Source organism: Candidatus Hydrogenedentota bacterium (assembly GCA_019695095.1).
GTDB lineage: Bacteria > Hydrogenedentota > Hydrogenedentia > Hydrogenedentales > SLHB01 > JAIBAQ01.
Window position 1 is genome coordinate 13,735 of record JAIBAQ010000067.1, and the last position, 17,611, is coordinate 31,345.

The window sequence follows — 17,611 nt, forward strand, 5'->3', positions numbered from 1 at the left end:
CATTAAATCGATTTTAATCATTTGATTCGATATTGCTCTGAGTCTACCCCAAGAAAGGGACTATGTCAAATGGAATTTACGTAGTTTTCGGGATTTACGGTCTTATTATGCTTAAAAATGTCAATAATCAGTATAGTTGGATGTTGCTAAATATGTGAATTTGAGCGACAAGATCAATGATAGTCATTGGAGTATATACATTGACTTATCTGAGAATAATACAAAGGTGTATCTTTTCGAATTCAAAATGAGAGAATCTTGTTCGGAATGTGGGGGTATTGCAGCCGCAATAGGCGAGCATGGACTCAGTGGTGGGAACGGCTGACGTCGCGCAGAAGGTCCTTTAGGAGAAGCATTAGGATGGGGCCGGTCATTGCCCGAGAATGACCGGCCCCTTTTTGTCGCCAGGCTCTGACAACTATACGCTAGAAGTCTTTGAGGTCCTCATCCTCGAGAGGAATCACATGGCCAGGCTTAGCGACGCGGCGCTCGTTGGAGACCGTAGCGTGGGAGACCAGCGCTTTTTTCGCAGTCCACTTCACAGTGGGTGGGGCCTTGACCTCGACGGCTTTTGTGACGACGGATTGTGCGCCGCCAACCATTGTCTGCAACTGACCAACCATGCGCGACATTTCGTCGGCCTGCGCGTTGAGTTCTTCCGCGGCCGCGGCCGATTCTTCGGTGCTCGCTGCGTTTTGCTGTGTCACGGCGTCCATCTGCTGAACAGCCTGATTGAGTTGCTCGATGCCTTGGGCCTGTTCATTGCTCGCAAGTGCGATTTCGCTGACCAGGCTGTTGACCTTCTGGGTGGTACCGCCGATTTCCTGCAGTGCTTCGCCAACCTCGCGGCTGATCTGTACGCCGCTATCTGCGTTCTTCACGGAGTCTTCGATCATGCTGGCAGTTTTGCGTGCAGCTTCAGCGGACCGTTGCGCCAGATTACGCACCTCTTCAGCCACGACGGCAAACCCTTTGCCGGCGTCGCCCGCGCGCGCTGCTTCAACCGCGGCGTTCAAGGCTAGAAGGTTTGTTTGGAAGGCGATCTCGTCGATGGTCTTCACGATCTTCGCGGTCTCGTCCGAGGACTTCTTGATGTCGTCGATGGCCCTGCTCATCCGGTCCATTGCCTGCACGCCTTTCTCGGCGCTCGCGTTTGATGAGGCTGCCAGCGTTCTCGCTTGCGAAGCGTTTTCGGCATTTTGCTTGGTCATCGAGGTCATTTCCTCGAGCGATGCCGACGTCTCTTCCAGGCTGGATGCCTGTTCCGTTGCGCCTTGCGCCATGCTTTGGCTCGATTGCGAAACCTGTGACGCCGCAGAAGCCGTTTGCTCGGCGCCGGTCGTGAGGGCGTCGATGATTCGCCGGATTGGGCGCGTGATCGACAGGGTGATGAGGATGGCCAACACGATTCCGATGCCCGATGCGGCCAACAAACCGACGAGAAGGATCGTTGACGCGCGACCCAGGGTCGTCTCCGCATTCGATGCGGCGGTCTGAGTGGTTTCGGTTCGCTCGTCCGCAATGGACTGTACCGAGGCAAGGACAGATTCCGCCGTTTTGCCTCGCTGTGTGCCAAGCGTCTCTCGCTTATCCCATAGTTCGACAAACTTGTTCGTGGATTCCTGGTACTCCTGCGCGGCCAATTTCGTCTGATCGATGAGATTGAGATCGGCCTCGAGCTTTGTGAGTTTCTTCATTTCGTCCAGTTTGCCAAGGATCGCATCGAACCCTTTCGCGCCCTCAAGAATTGCCTCGGAGTCGCGCATGGCAATTCCCTTCCACACGGCGATGCGGACTTTGTTCGCGTCAACCAGGATATCTCCGGACAGTGCGACCTTTGTGGCGCGCCGAGTCAGGTCATCCAGCGTAATTGTGGTCTGTCCGGTCCCACTCATTACGGCTGCGTGCTCTTCTGCCAACGTCTTCTTCTGGCCTTCAAGGTAATTGCCGCAGGCCTGGAGAAACTTCTCGGCTGCTGCCCCCATGACATCGCGTTGGGCGTTCAAGCCGTCCGTGATCTGCACGGTTTCTTCTACCAGCGCATCGTACTTGCTGGATTCCGCTTCCGCGCTTGTCAGAACAGTCGACACTTCGGTCATGTTGAAGCTGTCCGCAAGTCCCTTGGCCTTTTCGAAGGCTGCATGAACGGATTCCGCATTCTTGCGGGCTTGGTCGAGGAGGACTTTATCTTCCGTGTAGGCGTAGCCGCGCATGGCATACATCGTCTGGCGCGTTGCGCGCTCGATACCGCTTGCGGAGCTCATTTGGGGAACGTCGCGCGTTGCCAGCACGGTCGTGGCCGAACGCACATCCAGCATGCTGTAGGTGGCTACGCCGCCAAGAATTAAGGTGATGGCGATGAGCGAACTGAATCCCACTATTATCTTGGTTCCGAGCTTCATCTGTTTGAACATGTATTTACCCCTCTTTTTTGTTGACTTTTGTGATAGTCAATTAGCGGCACTCTTCTTCGAGGCAATTCTTTCGTGTCTGGCACTCTTGCTTCCGGCGCTGACCCGCTCCGCATCCCAGCTCCCGCGAGCTGTAGCGGAAGAGTGGACGTCTGCGGGCTCACTCACTTGCCACGATGCGTAGGTTTTCGCAATCGCGCGCAAGGACATGGGCACTTCCGGCTCCAGTTCACTTCTTTTTGAATCCACGTCATGGTTCTCCCCTGTACGGCCGTTACTACATCGAGATGGTCGCGCGCCGGGCGCATTCCCGGCGCTGGGTGAGTGGATGGAGTCTGTGGCGCTAGCTCAGTGTCGCGATCGCGTCCAGTTCGCGGCGGGACAGCACACGGTTCGTGTCCAGCAGCATCACGACCTTGTCTCCGACCTTACCCATGCCGAGTATGAACGCAGTACCATCGCTGGCAGTCAGGGAGGGAGCCGGCTCAATTTGATTGGGGCGGATGTCGATAACTTCCGACACTTCATCCACGATCAAGCCTACGGTGGAACCCTCGTCGCCCCAGAGGACTTGAACCACGATCACGCACGTCGTGTTGGAGTCCTCGCAACTCTTCATTCCGAATTGGACCCGTAAGTCCACCACCGGAATGACTTTACCTCGCAGATTGATGACGCCGCGTACAAAATCCGGCGTGCGCGGCACGTGCGTCACCTTCATGATCCCGATGATTTCCTGGACCGTAAGTATGCGGAGTCCATAGACTTCCGCGCCCAAGATGAATGTGAGGTACTTTCCCGCGAGGTCTTCACTGTTGTTCGCTTTGATGCTCTCAGTCTCAAGCGACAATCCCATTCGCTTTTCTCCTTCGTTGTATTGCGAATCCTGTCGTCGTGCGGTGGCACAGGCCGCATACCCCCAGGACTCGCGGTTACCGCGATTAGTTGACGATTTTCGTTTTAGCGGACACCTCCTTTCTGAGTGATTGCATAGGATCCTCCTGGTTGGCCGGCGGCCCGGCCGCTGTCTTTGTGTCCTTATTAGCATTAATCGAATTCAAGACTATGATACACCGTATTATCCGCAAAGTCAAGAGATTTTAAAGCGATTTATAATATCGTAAATACCGTAAATCGATCAAAGATCCTATATTAAATATTGACAGAGGCTAGCCAGACTGTAATACGTATAGTGCAAAAATACGGCTACATAGTATAGGAACAACTTTACTAGGCACACGCAGGAACGGAGCCGCTTGCGTGACTTTGCGACGCGTCCAAATTGCCTGGAAGCGATAGTGTCCTGTTCGCCGGGCCGGTGGGGAAGGGGGTGTAAATTCGCTTGCCGACTCTGATAAGGCTTTGCGTCATCTGGGCACCCTACCGTACGTCGTGCCTGTACGGCCGAGTATCGCACATGGCGTTTCGTTTGAATCCCGTGCGGGAACCGTACAAGATGACCTCGTGTGCGGACCCTCAAACCGGTATCGCTATTCGGGGAAGGAACTCTTCATGAAGCCATACATTTCAACGTGTGCTGCAATTCTTGTTTTGGCCTGCCTGGGCTTGGGATGTTCATCCCTTCCCGCCGGGAGCAAGGACCAAGACGGATTTGTGTCGCTATTCGACGGAAAGACTTTTCGCGGGTGGAAAGCGCCGGACATGAGTTACTGGACGGTGGAAGATGGGGCAATTACGGCGACGATCAGTGAGCAGCATCCGTTGAAAGATAATCAGTATCTTGTTTGGCAAGGCGGGGAACTGGGGGACTTCGAATTGAAGTTGATGTACCGGCTAACCGGTTCTGAGGGGGTGAACGGCGGGTTTCAGTATCGCAGCAAGCTTTTGCCCAATTACGACATCGCGGGTTATCAGGTGGATAACAACTTGACGACCGATTGGGTCGTGCGACTCTATGACGAGCATGGCCGCGAGACACTCGCGTGGCGCGGAGAATCGGCCTATTTCGATGCAAGTGGGAATCGCACGGTCAAGCCCATTGAGGGAGTCCACGGTAAACCGGCCACGTTCAAGCTTGAGGAATGGCACGAGTATCACCTGATTGCCAAGGGGGCGCATGTGGAGTTGTTCGTGAACGGTTTGAAGGTTGCTGAATTCACGGACGACGATCCCAAGCAACAGGATTTCAAGGGCATCTTGGGTCTTCAGTTGCACTCCGGCAAACCTCAGAAGGCTCAGTTCAAGGCGATTCGGCTCAAGAAGCTGGATTGAACGGTCGAGTGCTTTACTGCAAGTGTCCCCGCAATCGGTCGGTTCACGTGGCCCGGAGTCCATTATTTAGAGACTGTGCGCTGTCAAGGTGTGCATTTTCATTGCAGCCGCAGCGTATAACCTGATAGGCTTTTCGCCTGCACAGGGATTACCCGCAAGGAGGACCGCATGAAGCTGAACCAGCAGATTTTCCGTGAGTACGATATTCGTGGGATTGCCGGAAAAGATCTGGACGAAGAGACGTATACACGCATCGGACAGGCCGCGTGTGCCTTTATGAAAGGCAAACTGAAGAAGAAGTGTCTGGTTGTGGGGCGCGACGGCCGCCTTACGTCTAAAGCGTACGCAAATGCCTTGATCGATGGCATCACGTCATGCGGTATCAACGTGATCGATATCGGGGAAGTCCCCACGCCGCTGGTTTACTTTGGACTGTTCACGCTGCCCGTCGATGGCGGCATGATGATAACGGCCAGCCACAATCCGAAAGAGTACAACGGGCTGAAGGTGGCAGTCGGCCAATCGACGATCCACGGGAAAGATATCCAGAAGCTTTTCCACATTGCCCAAGCGGGCGTGTTTCCGAAGGCCAAGGGTCCTGTTACCATTACGCGCATGGACCTTGTGCCCAAGTACATGAAGCGGATCCTCAAGGACCTCAAGTTGAAGCGCAGACTCAAGGTGGTACTTGACGGCGGCAACGGCACCGGCGGTCCAGTCGGTTTGCCCTTGTATGAAGCGCTGGGTTGTGAAGTCATTCCGTTGTACTGCGACGTAGACGGGACGTTCCCGAACCATCATCCCGATCCCACGGTGCCGGAGAATCTCGTTGAACTGATCAAGGCCGTCAAGAAGCACAAGGCCGATCTCGGTATCGGTTACGATGGCGACACGGATCGCATCGGCGCCGTGGACGAACTGGGCAACGTAATCTACGGAGACCAGCTTCTTATCCTCTTCGCACGTGCCGTGCTCAAGGACAAGCCCGGTTCCACGGTTATCGGGGAAGTGAAAAGTTCGCGGACACTTTACTCTGATATTGCCAAGCATGGCGGCAAACCCGTGATGTGGAAGACGGGACATTCGCTGATCAAGGCCGCGATGAAGTCGCACCACGCGCAAATCGCCGGCGAGATGAGCGGTCATATGTTCTTCAAGCACCGCTGGTATGGCTTTGACGACGCCATTTACGCGGGCGCCCGTTTGCTAGAACTGCTCGCTGCCGGAAAGAAGACGCTCTCGCAGCACCTGGGCGACGTGCCCAAGATGGTCTCGACTCCGGAGCTTCGCATTGAGACGACGGAAGCACGCAAGTTCGCTATCGTCAAAGAGGCCACCGAGTACTTCCAAAAAGACCTTGGCCTCGACGTGAATACGATTGATGGCGCGCGCATCGAGTTCCCGGACGGCTGGGGTTTGTTGCGCGCCTCGAACACGTCGCCGGTGCTCGTCATGCGGTGCGAAGCGACCACGGCCAAGCGCGTTCAGGAAATCAGGGAGCTGATCGAGAACAAGGTCAAGGCGATCAGTTAGCCGGCTGGATTCCATAGCCGCCGGTTATTGATCGGCTTTGAATCGCGAAGTCTGAATCAACCAATCAGGCAGAGGGGGGGGCTTATGCTTGCGATTGGAGTTGTGTTGGCTGGGTGTTTCGTGACGGCCGCGGACATGCCGTTCAACGGGACATTCGAAACGCCGGTCGGAAAGCCCGCCGGTTGGGAATCGCGCGTGTGGGGCGGCGGAGGCCGCGCTACCTACGAACAGGCAGGCCGCAACGGGAGCTGGTGTGTGGTCATCGGGTCCGCGGAAGGCGGCGATGTCTCGTGGTATGCGTTTGTCCCTGTCCAGGCCTATTCGCGCTACCGGGCCAGCGCATGGATTAAGACGGACAACGTCTCGCCGTCTTCGGGAAAGGGCGCGCTCATCAATCTGCACGAGTTTCCCGGAGCGCAGAGCGGTCCTCTTACCGGTACAAACGATTGGACCCAGGTAAGCTTCGAGTTCGATTCGGGTAAGCGTGAGACGGTGCAGCTTTGTTGTCTGTTTGGTGGCTGGGGCAATGCCACCGGAAAGGCATGGTACGACGACGTGGCAATCGAGTATCTCGGACCTTCCGAAGTCCACCCGGTCGCGGACATCGACACGACGAAAACCGGCGCGCCTATTTCCAAGTACATCTACGGACAATTCATCGAACACCTGGGGCACTGCATATACGGCGGCATCTGGGCCGAGGTGTTGGATGATCGGAAGTTCTTCTATCCCGCAGGCGCCCCGGAGTCTCCGTGGAAAGCGCCGTCAGGCGGCGTTGACATGATTAAGGAAGCAGCCTTTGTGGGCGAACACTCGCCACAAATTGCGGGCGGCCACACTCTCCTTCAGTCCGGGCTCGGGCTAATTAAAGGCAAGCGATACGAGGGGCGGATCATACTCTCGGGTTCCGGCACGGTCCGCGTAACGCTTGCCTGGGGAGATGCGCCCGGAGATCGCGCCGAGGTGACCATCGAAGGATTGACTTCAGAGTTCAAAACGTTCCCGCTGGTGTTCAAGTCGGGTGCCTCTACCGATGAAGCGAGAATCGAAATAGCCGCCGCGGAGACGATCCGAGTCGGCACCTTGTCGCTCATGCCCGAAGACAATGTAAATGGAATGAGGCGAGATACCCTTGGCCTGTTGAAGAAACTCAACGCGCCCATTTACCGGTGGCCCGGCGGCAATTTCGTGAGCGGGTACAACTGGAAAGACGGCATCGGCGAGCGCGACAAACGGCCCCCGCGCAAGAATCCCGCGTGGAAGGGAGTAGAGCACAACGATTTTGGCATTCATGAGTTCATGCTCTTCTGCGAGGAACTCAACACCGAACCCTACATTGCTGTAAATAGCGGTCTCGGCGACGTGCAACTGGCCAAGGAGGAAGTGGAATACGTTAACGGCGGCGAAGACACGCCGATGGGCCGGCTTCGCGCGAGTAACGGGCATCCCGCGCCGTGGCACTGTGTGTACTGGAGCGTCGGTAACGAGATGTACGGTTCCTGGCAATTGGGCAATGTGCCCTTGGATCAGTATCAGCAACGACACAATGAATTCGCGAAGGCGATGCGCGCCGCCGACTCGTCCATCAAATTGATAGGAGTGGGCGACAGCGGAAGTCCTTGGAGTGCGGGCATGCTCGCGAACTGCGCGGACCACATGGACCTGCTCAGCGAACACTTCTATTGCGGGGCCAAGCCGGGCCTGCTTGAGCACGTCGCCCAGATACCCGAGAACGTGCGCCGGAAAGCGGAAACGCATCGCAAGTACCTCAAAGAGATACCCGCCTTGCAGGGTAAGACGATTCCGATAGCGTTGGACGAATGGAACTATTGGTATGGCCCGGACATTTTTGGAGAAATCGGTACGCGGTACTTTGTGAAGGATGGTCTTGGCATTGCGGCAGGTATTCATGAATACACGCGCCAGAGCGACGTGATCTTCATGGCCAACTATGCGCAGACGGTCAACGTCATTGGGGCCATCAAGGCCGACAAGACGGCGGCAGCCTTTGAAACGACGGGCCTCGTGCTCATGCTTTATCGCAACCACTACGGGGAAACTCCGGTTGCGGTGACGGGCGATCTTGCGGGACTGGACGTTGCGGCTGCATGGAACAAAGAGCGGTCGGCGTTGACCGTGGGCGTGGTCAACCCACTTGGCCAGGACGTCTCGCTCAAGCTGAATGTAACTGGCGCTACGCTTTCGAATCGCGCTCGCGTGTGGAGAATAGCGGGTCCCGAGCCGATGGCGCACAATGACCCGAAGACTCCCGATGTCATAGAGCTTGTGCAAGACAAGGCGACAGCGATCGATGAGGGTGTAAAGTTGCCGAAGTGGAGCGTGAATCTCTTCGAAATTCCGGTCAAATAGGCTATAGACAATTCCGATGTGCCGGGCAGATGAAAAGAGATTCGCACGGTTCGCGTTCCACCAAGGTCAATAGAGGGCGGTCTCCCCGATGGGGAGATCGGACAAGTGGAGAGATGCGATGAAACTGACTAGACGAGCATTCATTGGCGGAGCGGCAACGGCGGCATTGATAGCCGGCACACGCGCCACAGGCACGGTGTTTGGCGCAAATGAGCGCGTGCGGGTGGCATGCGTGGGATTGAACGGGCGTGGCGGCAGCCATATCGACGCGTTTTCCAGCAGCGGCAATTCGGAGGTCGTTGCGCTGTGCGACGTTGATTCGAAAGTCCTTCAGGAATGTGCAAGTGCACTCGAGACCAAGACGGGAAAGAAGCCTGTGTTGGCGGCAGATGTGCGCGAGCTTCTCGCGCGGGACGATGTGGATGCTATTTCAATCGCAACGCCCAATCATCTGCATACGATCATCTCGATATGGGCATGCCAAGCAGGCAAAGACGTCTATGTCGAGAAACCTCTCTCGCACGATTTCTGGGAAGGAAAGCAGCTTGTTGCGGCGGCCAAGAAGTTTAACCGCGTGGTGCAGCATGGCACGCAGTCACGCTCAAGCGCGACATGGCAGAAGGCCATTAACCTCATTCAAAACGGCGCCATCGGCGAGGTCCACACGGCGCGCGGTTGCGTCTATAAGAACGGGAACCGCGGTTCGATAGGCATCAAGGACAATTGCGATCCGCCCGAGTGGTTGAACTGGAACCTGTGGCAGGGTCCCGCGCAAGAGCAACCCTTCAACCCCAACTACCATCCCTACAATTGGCACTGGTTCTGGCGCTACGGGAATGGAGAAATCGGCAACCAAGGCGTGCACCAAATGGACATCGCGGTGTGGGGCCTGAACAAGGGGCTTCCGGTCAAGGTCTACACGGGAGGCGGACGCTACACCTACAAGGATCAAGCCGAAACGCCGAATACGAGCGCGACGGTCTTCACCTATGCCGATGGCACCATGATGACCTTCGAGGTGCGCAACCGGTTTACCAATGACGAATCCGGCGTGCGCGTCGGCAACATCTTCTACGGCTCCGAGGGGTACTACGTCCAGAACAAAGGATTCTTTGACAAGGATGATAAGCCCGTGACTCCCGAGGAAGAGACGCCCAAAGGTCCAAGCGCTTTCGAGAATTTCATCAATGCTGTGAAAAGCCGCAAGCCCGAGGACATTCATGGCAACGCCGAACAAGGGCATCTATCGGCGGCGCATTGTCACCTGGCCAATATTTCGTACCGGTTGGGGCGGTCGCTGGTGTTCGATCCGGCCACGGAGAAATTCGTCAATGATGACGAAGCAAACTCCATGTTGCGCGCTGTGAACCGGCCCGGTTTCGAAGTCCCCGAGATAGCCTAAGCATCACAGGTGGAGGGCGGACTCCGGTCTGCCCTCCGCTTTCATTTTACTCAGCTGCGCTTGAGCGCTTCCTGCGGCGTCGATCTTTCTGTTTTCGAATGCGCGCTGCTTCGCGCGCTTGAGGACTCTCCTCGCCAAGCGTACGCGCTTCCAGCAACTCGCACAACCGGCGCCGCGCAAAGAATCGATTGAGCGATTGCGACCGCGCTTTCTGCATCTTGACTTCCAGCCCGGTCGGCCGATGCCGCAACATGACGCACGTGGCGGTCTTGTTGACGTGCTGGCCGCCTGCGCCGCCTGAGCGAACAAACGACTCCTCAAGGTCGGATTCAGACACCCCGCACGCATCCATGCGCCGCATGAGTTCGGCTTCTTTCTGTTGTGTGACTCCAAAACGTGGCATCGGCAACTCTTATGCGCGCACGGTCCACGTGCGTGGATGTTCCGCGAAATACTGGAATGCGATGTGCGGAAAGACTTCACCGAGATGCCGCGTGAGATTCTCCATGCCCCACATCTCCGATGTTCCGTGCTCTACGGTGATCACCGCCACGCCCATTTCGGCCAGACGCTCCCGCACAGCCCAATACGGTGCGCCATCGTAGCAAACAATGAGAACATCCGATCCTAGCTCGGCCATTTCTTTGTCAGGCCCGATGCACCCCACGCCCAGGGACGGTCTGCTGACGAGCCGATTGGGATCTCCGATGACCTGCACGCTGTCCTCGCCCAACGGTTGGATACGCCGCGCGATGTACTGTGCGAACTGGCGCAAGGGCTGCTCCTCGATCGCGTACATCGCGTGCCAGCGAAGCTGAGAACCTTCCCGGACACGATTTGAAAGTCCAAGCCCTGCCGCCCAGGAATCCCTGATACCGATTTCCGGCCAGTTGTCCCACGTATCGTGGGCGCGCAAGATGACCATTCCGGTGGACTCAAGATAAAGCCGCTTCGCGATGCCCGGTTCCAGTGAGCGCCAGTGCGGTTCGTCGGCCCGGTGCTCCCAGAACGTCGGCTCGTGGACGACGAGGGCGTCGCAGCCCGCCGCATGGGCGGCCCGAATGTTCTCGATGGACGGCATCCAGCACACACCCGCCCTGCGAATTTCCCTGTTGGGATTCCCGATTTTTACCGTGTCGACGGTTTTGTCGCGATCAACCCACGGACTATTCGATATCAAGTACTCAAGGATATCCGTCGCCGATGACATGTGCGTTACGTCCTTTCTCCCCCCGACGCTTATTGCAGGATAGCCTGACCGATTGAAGGAGCGGGAATCAACGAAAGGGCAGAAAGGATTCTCATAGGGAGGGAGTGGTTGGAACAACAGACCGATCGCGGCCCCGAAGTCCGGGGTCGCGATCGGTTAGGCGTAGACGTCGAGGTTCTGTCCGACGGCGGGGTCGACCGTAATAGCGGCCTGAATGAGCTTAATCGCGGCGGCACCCAACGAGGTTTGCACATCCTTCTGCAGTGACAGGACACGTGCTTGGTACTCGGCTTGGAATGCTGCGGAACTGACGCCGCCGGAGGTGGCTCCAACGGAAGCTACTGCTGCCATTTTGAACCTCCTTTCCAGCGCCCGTTCGTTGTGGCGCTCCGTTGTCCCACTAATCCTATCGGCAACTCCGCCGGGAAACTTTAGCCTAGTTTAGGGGGGCTTCCCCTAACTGACCGCACTTTTAGCACCTACCCTTTGACGGAATTATCACTTTTGCAACTTTTCGGGGGCAGGCAAGGAATCCACGAATTTCAAGGCTTCATCGACCAGTATTGTACCCGTTTTTTCGCCGAGGCTGGTCCGGGAAACGTAATTGTAGCGCTCGAAGCTGTTGAAGTCCTCTTTAGTGAGGATATAGCCGAACGCGTCGTTGGTCAGACCAAAGAGTAAGTTGTTTTCGCCCTTCATCTTACGCTTGAGGTAGAAGCCAATATTGGGTAGGGCTTCGCCCGGGATCGTGAGAATCTGAGCATTACCCAAGTTCACAACATTGACCAGTGTGGTCACGCTCTTGTCGGGATTCATGGGGTACTTGAGCGGCGAATTGGCAATTACGGCAAGCATCAGAAGCGATTCGATGGGAAACGTGATTTTGGTGGCGGCACACAGCAGCTTTGGGTCCTGTTGAACAGCAGCGCCGGACACAATACGCAAGGCTTCATCAGCAAGCAGGTTCCCGATTCGGATGCACTCGTCCCAGGTCTGAATGTCCTTGCCTTCGGGCCCGCGGCAGTCGGCCGTAATCATGCCCCCTTGAGCGCTGTTCATGAAGATACCCATGCCTCCGCCATTCGCGGCAATGCGCTCATACAGAGGGCCAACCAAGTCGGGGCTCAGGATCTTCTGGTCGGGCCCGATGATTTCGGGGTGAATGGCGTAATTGACGAGGGTCGCGAAGGGTTTGCCGTCCTGGCCGACAAACTGCAGCACGGAGCAGCGAGGATCGTAAAGTTTCTCGGCGTAGTAGTTGTACGCGATCTTGCCATTAGCCTTGTCGGTGGCAATCTTCACGCCCGCCGGTTTCACGTTCGCCAACGCCTGATTGATTGCGTCCGCCGTTTGTCCGCACACCTTGTCGATGTAGTTGAGGTCGGCCAAGGTGTTTCCCTTTTCGTCTCCAAATGCATACATATCGGGGGCGCTGTGAACATGCGTCGAGCCGATGATGATGTTGTCGTGCGGAATGTCTTCCACCTTCGCCCGGATGCGATCGCAAAGAATGCTCGGGAAGCCCAGGAAAGGCATGCTCACAATCGCGACGCGCGTGTCGCCTTGTTCAATTACAAGCGCCCGAACTTCTAGCTCGCCGAGCTTCTTTTCCACCGGTTCCGGAATCCCGACTCCGCCCGACACGGGCAGGAGCGGATCGGGGGTTACAACCATGTTGGCGATACCGGCGCGGAGTTCGGCGTGGGCGAGGAAAGAACACCCAAAGACTACGAGGACTAGTGCTACGACGAATGCAGTGGCTTTGTGCGACATGGGAGCACCTCATTTCGTGGACATCGACAGCTTCGCAGAGTAGATGCTGATGTTATGACACGGAAATCAGAAGAAATGCAACCGAACGAATGCCCGTCGTTGGCTACTCTCGCTGGCTTTCCAGTTCGTTGTCCACGTTGCGGCCGTACCAACGGTTGAAGAGGGCGACGGCCACGATGAGGGTCAGCCACACCGCCGGGGCGAAAATGACATGAGTTGTGTACACCACGTCGCCAAAGAAGCTGAAGGCGGAACCGGATACCATGCTGAACGCCGCTCCCCAAAGCCCGAATACGGCGACGCTGATGAGTACTTGCGCACAAACGCGCGCTTCCATGTACGCCGGGCGGCGCTTTCTCAGCAGAACCCACGTGGAGGCCGCCGCCAAAAGGCCTGTGCAGCCGAATACAACCAGATCGGGAGTCAGCCACGAAAGCGGCGATGTGTCGGCGCCTTGGGGCTTAAAGACGATGCTCGAAACCAGCAAGACACCCGCATAGACCAGGAAGACTGCCGCGACACCTGTGCTGAATCGGGCAATCCGGCGGACAAGGTCCGAGGGCTGATACACAATGGAGGCGTGCTCGTCGCGCAACTCCCGGGCAATCCGCACTTGGTGATTGGGTCCGAGCAGCGTCAATTGCTGAATACCCCAGAGTATGAAGACGATGCCCATGACCATGGGAATGATGCTGAATCCGAGTCCGTCAGACGGTCTTTTCGCGGCATCGAGCGACCAGGTGGCAAGGTCCCACAGTCCCGTTGCGAGGAGGAGGCCGCCGTTGATCGCAAACATCCTCCGATTCGGACGAAAGTAGGACCAGAGTCCAACGGCAACGAGAACAATGCCCATGCCCATCCACATGCGCTGGGCCACAAGGATGTTTAGCGCCCCCAGTAGGCCGAGGACCACCCCCGAGTTCCGGACGTCGCGGTCGATTTCCTCGGGTTCCTTGTGGGGCATCCACGTCAGCAGCTTGAGGAGCTGCACTTTTGCGCAGCGGAAGGAATAGCTCTTCAGCCCTTCGATGATGACAAAATGGATGACGCGCCCACGCCGCAGGTCATGCGCAAAATTGATGTAGCGGGCCGCTTCTTCCCGGTGAAGTTGCAGAACGTCCTGGTTGGTGGGATTGATGAGCGTGAGAATATCAGGCTCCAACTTGACGGTCCACAGTGTTCTACCGTCACCCGCCAGCGGTTGAAGCTGAACGAAGAAGGGCGCGAAACCGCGCGAACGTTCGGTCGTGTGCACGGCGCTCATGATTCCGGGCAGATCCTTGCACCCCTGACCAAGTCGGAAACACTACACCATCCCACCTAATGGTACCATATCCCGCATGGATTTGGGGGGCGCGTCGAATAGCCGCGGTGATGTGGCTATACTGGACGGAAAATCCCGGCAGGTAGGGGGGCGCATGCAGACACGGCGGAGTTTCTTGAAAGGTGTGGCGGTAACAGCAGCGGGTATTGCCGCGCCGATGATAGTGCCCTCAAAGGTGTTGGGCGCGGAGGCTCCCAGCAATCGCATTACCGTAGGCATGATCGGCGTGGGAAGGCAGGCGCGATATGCCAATCTGCCGCAACTTCTTGCAGTGCCCGACGCGCAGGTGGTTGCCGTCTGCGACGTAGACTCGTGGCGCGTCGAGCAGGCGAAGGTGCTTGTGGAAGAAGCCTACGCGAAGCACGCCGGGACGCCTTACTCAGGGTGTGCGACATTCGGGGATTTTCGTGAACTGCTAGCGCGTGACGATATCGATGCGGTCATGATTTCCACGCCCGACCATTGGCACGTTCCCGCTGGCATTGCGGCAGCCAAAGCGGGCAAGCATTTTTCCTGCGAGAAACCGTTGTCTACCTGCGTGGCGCACGGGCGCATGCTGTGCGAGGCCGCGAAGAAGGCGGGTGTCGTGACGCGCACCGATAGCGAGTTCCGCTCGCTGCGCGTGATGCAGCAGGCGGTGGAGTGCGTGCGCAACGGACGTATTGGAAAGCTACAACGCATTCACAGCAATTCGCCCGAGGATACGAAGCCCGTAGGGAATCCCGAGGCTATGCCCGTGCCCGCGGAATTGAACTACGACCTGTGGCTTGGCCCTGCCAAAGATGCTCCCTATACCGAACAGCGTGTTCATGCTCCGCACGTCTTGAAGGAGCGCCCCGGTTGGCTTCGAATTTCCGATTACACCAATGGGATGATTGCGAACTGGGGAAGCCACCTCAACGATATCGTTCAATGGGCGCACAACTCGGATCGGACGGGACCGGTCAGCGTGCAGGGGACGGGCCAGTTCTCCGAGGGACTGTGGGACACGATCGTGGACTTCGATGCGACGTACGAATACGCCGATGGCGTTGTCTTGAACTATACGATGGGGGGCGACCCCTCCATACGTTTTGAAGGCAGCGATGGATGGGTGAGTGTGAAATACCCGGAGACTATCGAGGCGAGCGCGCCGGAAATTCTCAACGAGCCGTTGGGCGCGGGTGAATTGAATCTGAAAGACACCCTCTCCGACAAAGCCGATTTCATCCATGCGATCAAGATTGGTGGAGAGACTTTGGAACCGCTAGAAGTCGGCCATCGCACCGTGTCACTATGCCAAATCGGGCTCATTGCGATTCAGTGTGGAAGGAGACTGCGTTGGGACCCGGACAAGGAACGGTTTCCCGATGACGAGGAAGCGAACGCGAAGCTGGATAGAGAGATGCGGGGAGACTGGGCGAAGTGGACTTGATGGACGCTATGGACACAATGGACCCAGTGGACGCAGTGTATAGGAGGAAGCATAGATATGCGCGTAATGGCAGCTTTGGCGCTGGGCATGTTGGCGGTCATGAGTTGGGCGGACGAAGGGGAGATGAACCCGTTTTTCCCCTTCAAGAATAGCATGGAAACGGCGGGACCCCCTTCCGTTTATGACCAGGTAGCCATTCTGAAGGAAATCGGCTTCGATGGATTCGACAACCGGAACCTGAACGATATCGAAGACACATTAAAGGCCGTGGACCAGTACGGATTGAGACTGTTTTCGGTCTACTTCACGGTGAATATCGATCCCGGGGAAGAAGCTTGGAATCCCAAACTGCCGGAAGTGCTGCCGCTGATGAAAGATCGCGGCACGATCTTGTGGTGCAATACGCACAGCAAAAAATACAAGCCTTCTGACCCGGCGGGGGACGAGTTGGCGGTGCCGTTGTTTCAGAAGCTGGCGGACCTGGTTGCCCCCTATGGCGTCAAGGTGGCGACCTATCCGCACCTGAACCTGTGGGTGGAGTCTCCGCAGGATACTGTGCGACTGGCGGACAAGGTGAACCGTCCGAATTTCGGATCGGCGTTCAACTTTCACCACTGGAAAGCGCTTGGGGATCGGGCGCTTCCGTTGGCAGAGGTGGTAAAGCTCTGCGCTCCGAAGATGTTCGTGATGTCCATCAATGGGGCGAAAGAGCCGACAACCATTGACCCGCTGCAGATGGACCAAATCGATGAATATTGTACCGTCGTGAAGGCCTTTCGCGACGCAGGTTTCAGGGGTCCTATCGGGTTGCAGTGCTACAAGATTAAAGAGGACCCCAAGGTACATCTTGTCGAGAGCATGAAGGTGTGGAAAGCAATGGAGGAGCGGCTGGAGCAAAAGTAGCCGGAAATTTGCGAAGTTGGCGTCAATGGAAACGCACGGATAACGGGGGGAAGATGATGAATAAGGGAATGACTCGCAGGACATTCTTGAGATCGGCGGCGGCAGCAACCGCATTGACCATGGCTGCGCGGCGGGGGTATGCGGCGAACAACCAGATCCGGCTGGGGCACATCGGCACCGGCGGTCAAGGCGGAATGCACGTCGGACTGTTGTCTCAGATGGAAGACGTGAAGATTGTGGCCGTCTGCGACGTAGACGAATCGCACCGAAATCGCGCGGCGGAAATCTCGGGCCAGAATCCCGACACGTACAGCGATTTCCGAAAGGTCCTGGAGCGCAAGGACATCGACGCGGTTGTGATAGCGCCACCCGATCATTGGCACGTTCCAATTGCGCTGATGGCGTGCGAGGCGGGCAAGGACATCTACGTTGAGAAGCCCATGTGCCACAACGTCCGCGAGGGGCAGCTTCTGGTCGCCGCGGCCAAGAAGCACGGACGCGTAGTCCAGGTAGGCCAGCAACAACGTTCCGGCACGCATTGGCAAAGTGCAATTGAACGTATCCATGCGGGTGAATTGGGCAAGATCACGATGGTCAATGCGTGGAACACGTGGAATCCCAAGGAAATGTTCAGCGACTTGGGCAATACCCCGGATGAACCAACGCCAGCGGGCGTCGATTACGACATGTGGCTGGGTCCTGCGCCCCTGCGCCCGTTCAATCCGAAGCGTTTTCACGGAACGTGGTACTTCTTCTGGGACTATTCCGGCGCCATGATATCCGCGTGGGGCGTTCACCTGTTCGACATCGTGGCGTGGGCGATGGGACCCGAAATCGAAAGCGTTTCGACAGTCGGCGGAAAGATTGCCCACAACGATATGCGAGAGACTCCGGATACGGCGGAATGCATCTTTCAATGTCCCAACTATGTGCTCACCTATTCGATGCGCCACGGTACGGGCTGGCGTCCTTTCGGAGACATGGATCACGGTATTGAGTTCCTGGGCGACAAGGCCACGTTGCAGATCAATCGCGCCGG

Annotated in this window: 14 protein-coding genes; 7 read left to right on the forward strand and 7 right to left on the reverse strand. The window is 56.9% G+C overall.

Annotated features, from left to right (window positions below; genetic code table 11):
• Window positions 1-425: 425 nt before the first annotated feature.
• Together K1Y02_12710 and K1Y02_12715 are read right to left on the reverse strand one after the other, a co-directional pair.
• Entirely contained in the window at window positions 426-2,414 is a 1,989-nt protein-coding gene (locus K1Y02_12710; protein ID MBX7257217.1) for an MCP four helix bundle domain-containing protein, read from the reverse strand.
• Between the two features lie 340 nt (window positions 2,415-2,754).
• Window positions 2,755-3,267 carry a chemotaxis protein CheW gene (locus tag K1Y02_12715; GenBank protein MBX7257218.1) on the reverse strand — a complete coding sequence of 171 codons (513 nt, stop codon included), beginning with the start codon at window positions 3,265-3,267 and terminating at the stop codon, window positions 2,755-2,757.
• A gap of 656 nt (window positions 3,268-3,923) precedes the next feature.
• Here K1Y02_12715 and K1Y02_12720 point away from each other — a divergent pair.
• From K1Y02_12720 to K1Y02_12735, 4 genes are all read left to right on the forward strand, one after another.
• Window positions 3,924-4,643 (forward strand): DUF1080 domain-containing protein, encoded by a 720-nt coding sequence (locus K1Y02_12720; GenBank protein ID MBX7257219.1) that lies wholly within the window; start codon window positions 3,924-3,926, stop codon window positions 4,641-4,643.
• A 174-nt stretch (window positions 4,644-4,817) separates the two neighbouring features.
• Entirely contained in the window at window positions 4,818-6,176 is a 1,359-nt protein-coding gene (locus K1Y02_12725) for a phosphomannomutase/phosphoglucomutase (protein ID MBX7257220.1), read from the forward strand.
• 84 nt (window positions 6,177-6,260) lie between these two features.
• Window positions 6,261-8,546: an alpha-N-arabinofuranosidase gene (locus tag K1Y02_12730; protein ID MBX7257221.1), complete on the forward strand. Its 2,286-nt coding sequence runs from the start codon at window positions 6,261-6,263 to the stop codon at window positions 8,544-8,546.
• Between the two features lie 118 nt (window positions 8,547-8,664).
• The gene (locus K1Y02_12735) at window positions 8,665-9,948 is read left to right on the forward strand and encodes a Gfo/Idh/MocA family oxidoreductase (protein ID MBX7257222.1); all 1,284 of its coding nucleotides are present in this window, start codon (window positions 8,665-8,667) and stop codon (window positions 9,946-9,948) included.
• A 46-nt stretch (window positions 9,949-9,994) separates the two neighbouring features.
• Here the strand turns inward: K1Y02_12735 and K1Y02_12740 are convergent, their stop codons facing one another.
• The 5 genes from K1Y02_12740 to K1Y02_12760 form a co-directional block, all read right to left on the reverse strand.
• Window positions 9,995-10,357 (reverse strand): peptide chain release factor-like protein, encoded by a 363-nt coding sequence (locus tag K1Y02_12740; GenBank protein MBX7257223.1) that lies wholly within the window; start codon window positions 10,355-10,357, stop codon window positions 9,995-9,997.
• Between the two features lie 3 nt (window positions 10,358-10,360).
• Window positions 10,361-11,158 (reverse strand): Nif3-like dinuclear metal center hexameric protein, encoded by a 798-nt coding sequence (locus K1Y02_12745; protein MBX7257224.1) that lies wholly within the window; start codon window positions 11,156-11,158, stop codon window positions 10,361-10,363.
• Window positions 11,159-11,314: 156 nt separating this feature from the next.
• Window positions 11,315-11,509: a YjfB family protein gene (locus tag K1Y02_12750; protein ID MBX7257225.1), complete on the reverse strand. Its 195-nt coding sequence runs from the start codon at window positions 11,507-11,509 to the stop codon at window positions 11,315-11,317.
• Between the two features lie 147 nt (window positions 11,510-11,656).
• Complete coding sequence (locus K1Y02_12755) at window positions 11,657-12,931, reverse strand: hypothetical protein (protein ID MBX7257226.1); 1,275 nt, start codon at window positions 12,929-12,931, stop codon at window positions 11,657-11,659.
• Window positions 12,932-13,034: 103 nt separating this feature from the next.
• Window positions 13,035-14,195, reverse strand: coding sequence for a hypothetical protein (locus tag K1Y02_12760; protein ID MBX7257227.1), 1,161 nt, complete (start codon window positions 14,193-14,195; stop codon window positions 13,035-13,037).
• Between the two features lie 154 nt (window positions 14,196-14,349).
• Between K1Y02_12760 and K1Y02_12765 the strand changes: the two genes are divergently transcribed.
• From K1Y02_12765 to K1Y02_12775, 3 genes are all read left to right on the forward strand, one after another.
• Complete coding sequence (locus K1Y02_12765) at window positions 14,350-15,669, forward strand: Gfo/Idh/MocA family oxidoreductase (GenBank protein MBX7257228.1); 1,320 nt, start codon at window positions 14,350-14,352, stop codon at window positions 15,667-15,669.
• A gap of 57 nt (window positions 15,670-15,726) precedes the next feature.
• A complete protein-coding gene (locus K1Y02_12770) occupies window positions 15,727-16,572 on the forward strand; it encodes a sugar phosphate isomerase/epimerase (protein MBX7257229.1) in 846 nt (281 codons plus the stop codon).
• A 53-nt stretch (window positions 16,573-16,625) separates the two neighbouring features.
• Window positions 16,626-17,611: Gfo/Idh/MocA family oxidoreductase (locus K1Y02_12775; protein ID MBX7257230.1), on the forward strand; the 986-nt coding region annotated here is incomplete at its 3' end.

What these genes read in the sequence shown, in the direction of transcription:
- K1Y02_12765 (MBX7257228.1), top strand. Translation starts at nt 14,350, where the DNA reads ATGCAGACACGGCGGAGTTTCTTGAAAGGTGTGGCGGTAACAGCAGCG.
- K1Y02_12710 (MBX7257217.1), bottom strand. Translation starts at nt 2,414, where the DNA reads ATGTTCAAACAGATGAAGCTCGGAACCAAGATAATAGTGGGATTCAGT.
- K1Y02_12720 (MBX7257219.1), top strand. Translation starts at nt 3,924, where the DNA reads ATGAAGCCATACATTTCAACGTGTGCTGCAATTCTTGTTTTGGCCTGC.
- K1Y02_12755 (MBX7257226.1), bottom strand. Translation starts at nt 12,931, where the DNA reads ATGTCGCACAAAGCCACTGCATTCGTCGTAGCACTAGTCCTCGTAGTC.
- K1Y02_12770 (MBX7257229.1), top strand. Translation starts at nt 15,727, where the DNA reads ATGCGCGTAATGGCAGCTTTGGCGCTGGGCATGTTGGCGGTCATGAGT.
- K1Y02_12760 (MBX7257227.1), bottom strand. Translation starts at nt 14,195, where the DNA reads ATGAGCGCCGTGCACACGACCGAACGTTCGCGCGGTTTCGCGCCCTTC.
- K1Y02_12735 (MBX7257222.1), top strand. Translation starts at nt 8,665, where the DNA reads ATGAAACTGACTAGACGAGCATTCATTGGCGGAGCGGCAACGGCGGCA.
- K1Y02_12745 (MBX7257224.1), bottom strand. Translation starts at nt 11,158, where the DNA reads ATGTCATCGGCGACGGATATCCTTGAGTACTTGATATCGAATAGTCCG.
- K1Y02_12715 (MBX7257218.1), bottom strand. Translation starts at nt 3,267, where the DNA reads ATGGGATTGTCGCTTGAGACTGAGAGCATCAAAGCGAACAACAGTGAA.
- K1Y02_12750 (MBX7257225.1), bottom strand. Translation starts at nt 11,509, where the DNA reads ATGGCAGCAGTAGCTTCCGTTGGAGCCACCTCCGGCGGCGTCAGTTCC.
- K1Y02_12730 (MBX7257221.1), top strand. Translation starts at nt 6,261, where the DNA reads ATGCTTGCGATTGGAGTTGTGTTGGCTGGGTGTTTCGTGACGGCCGCG.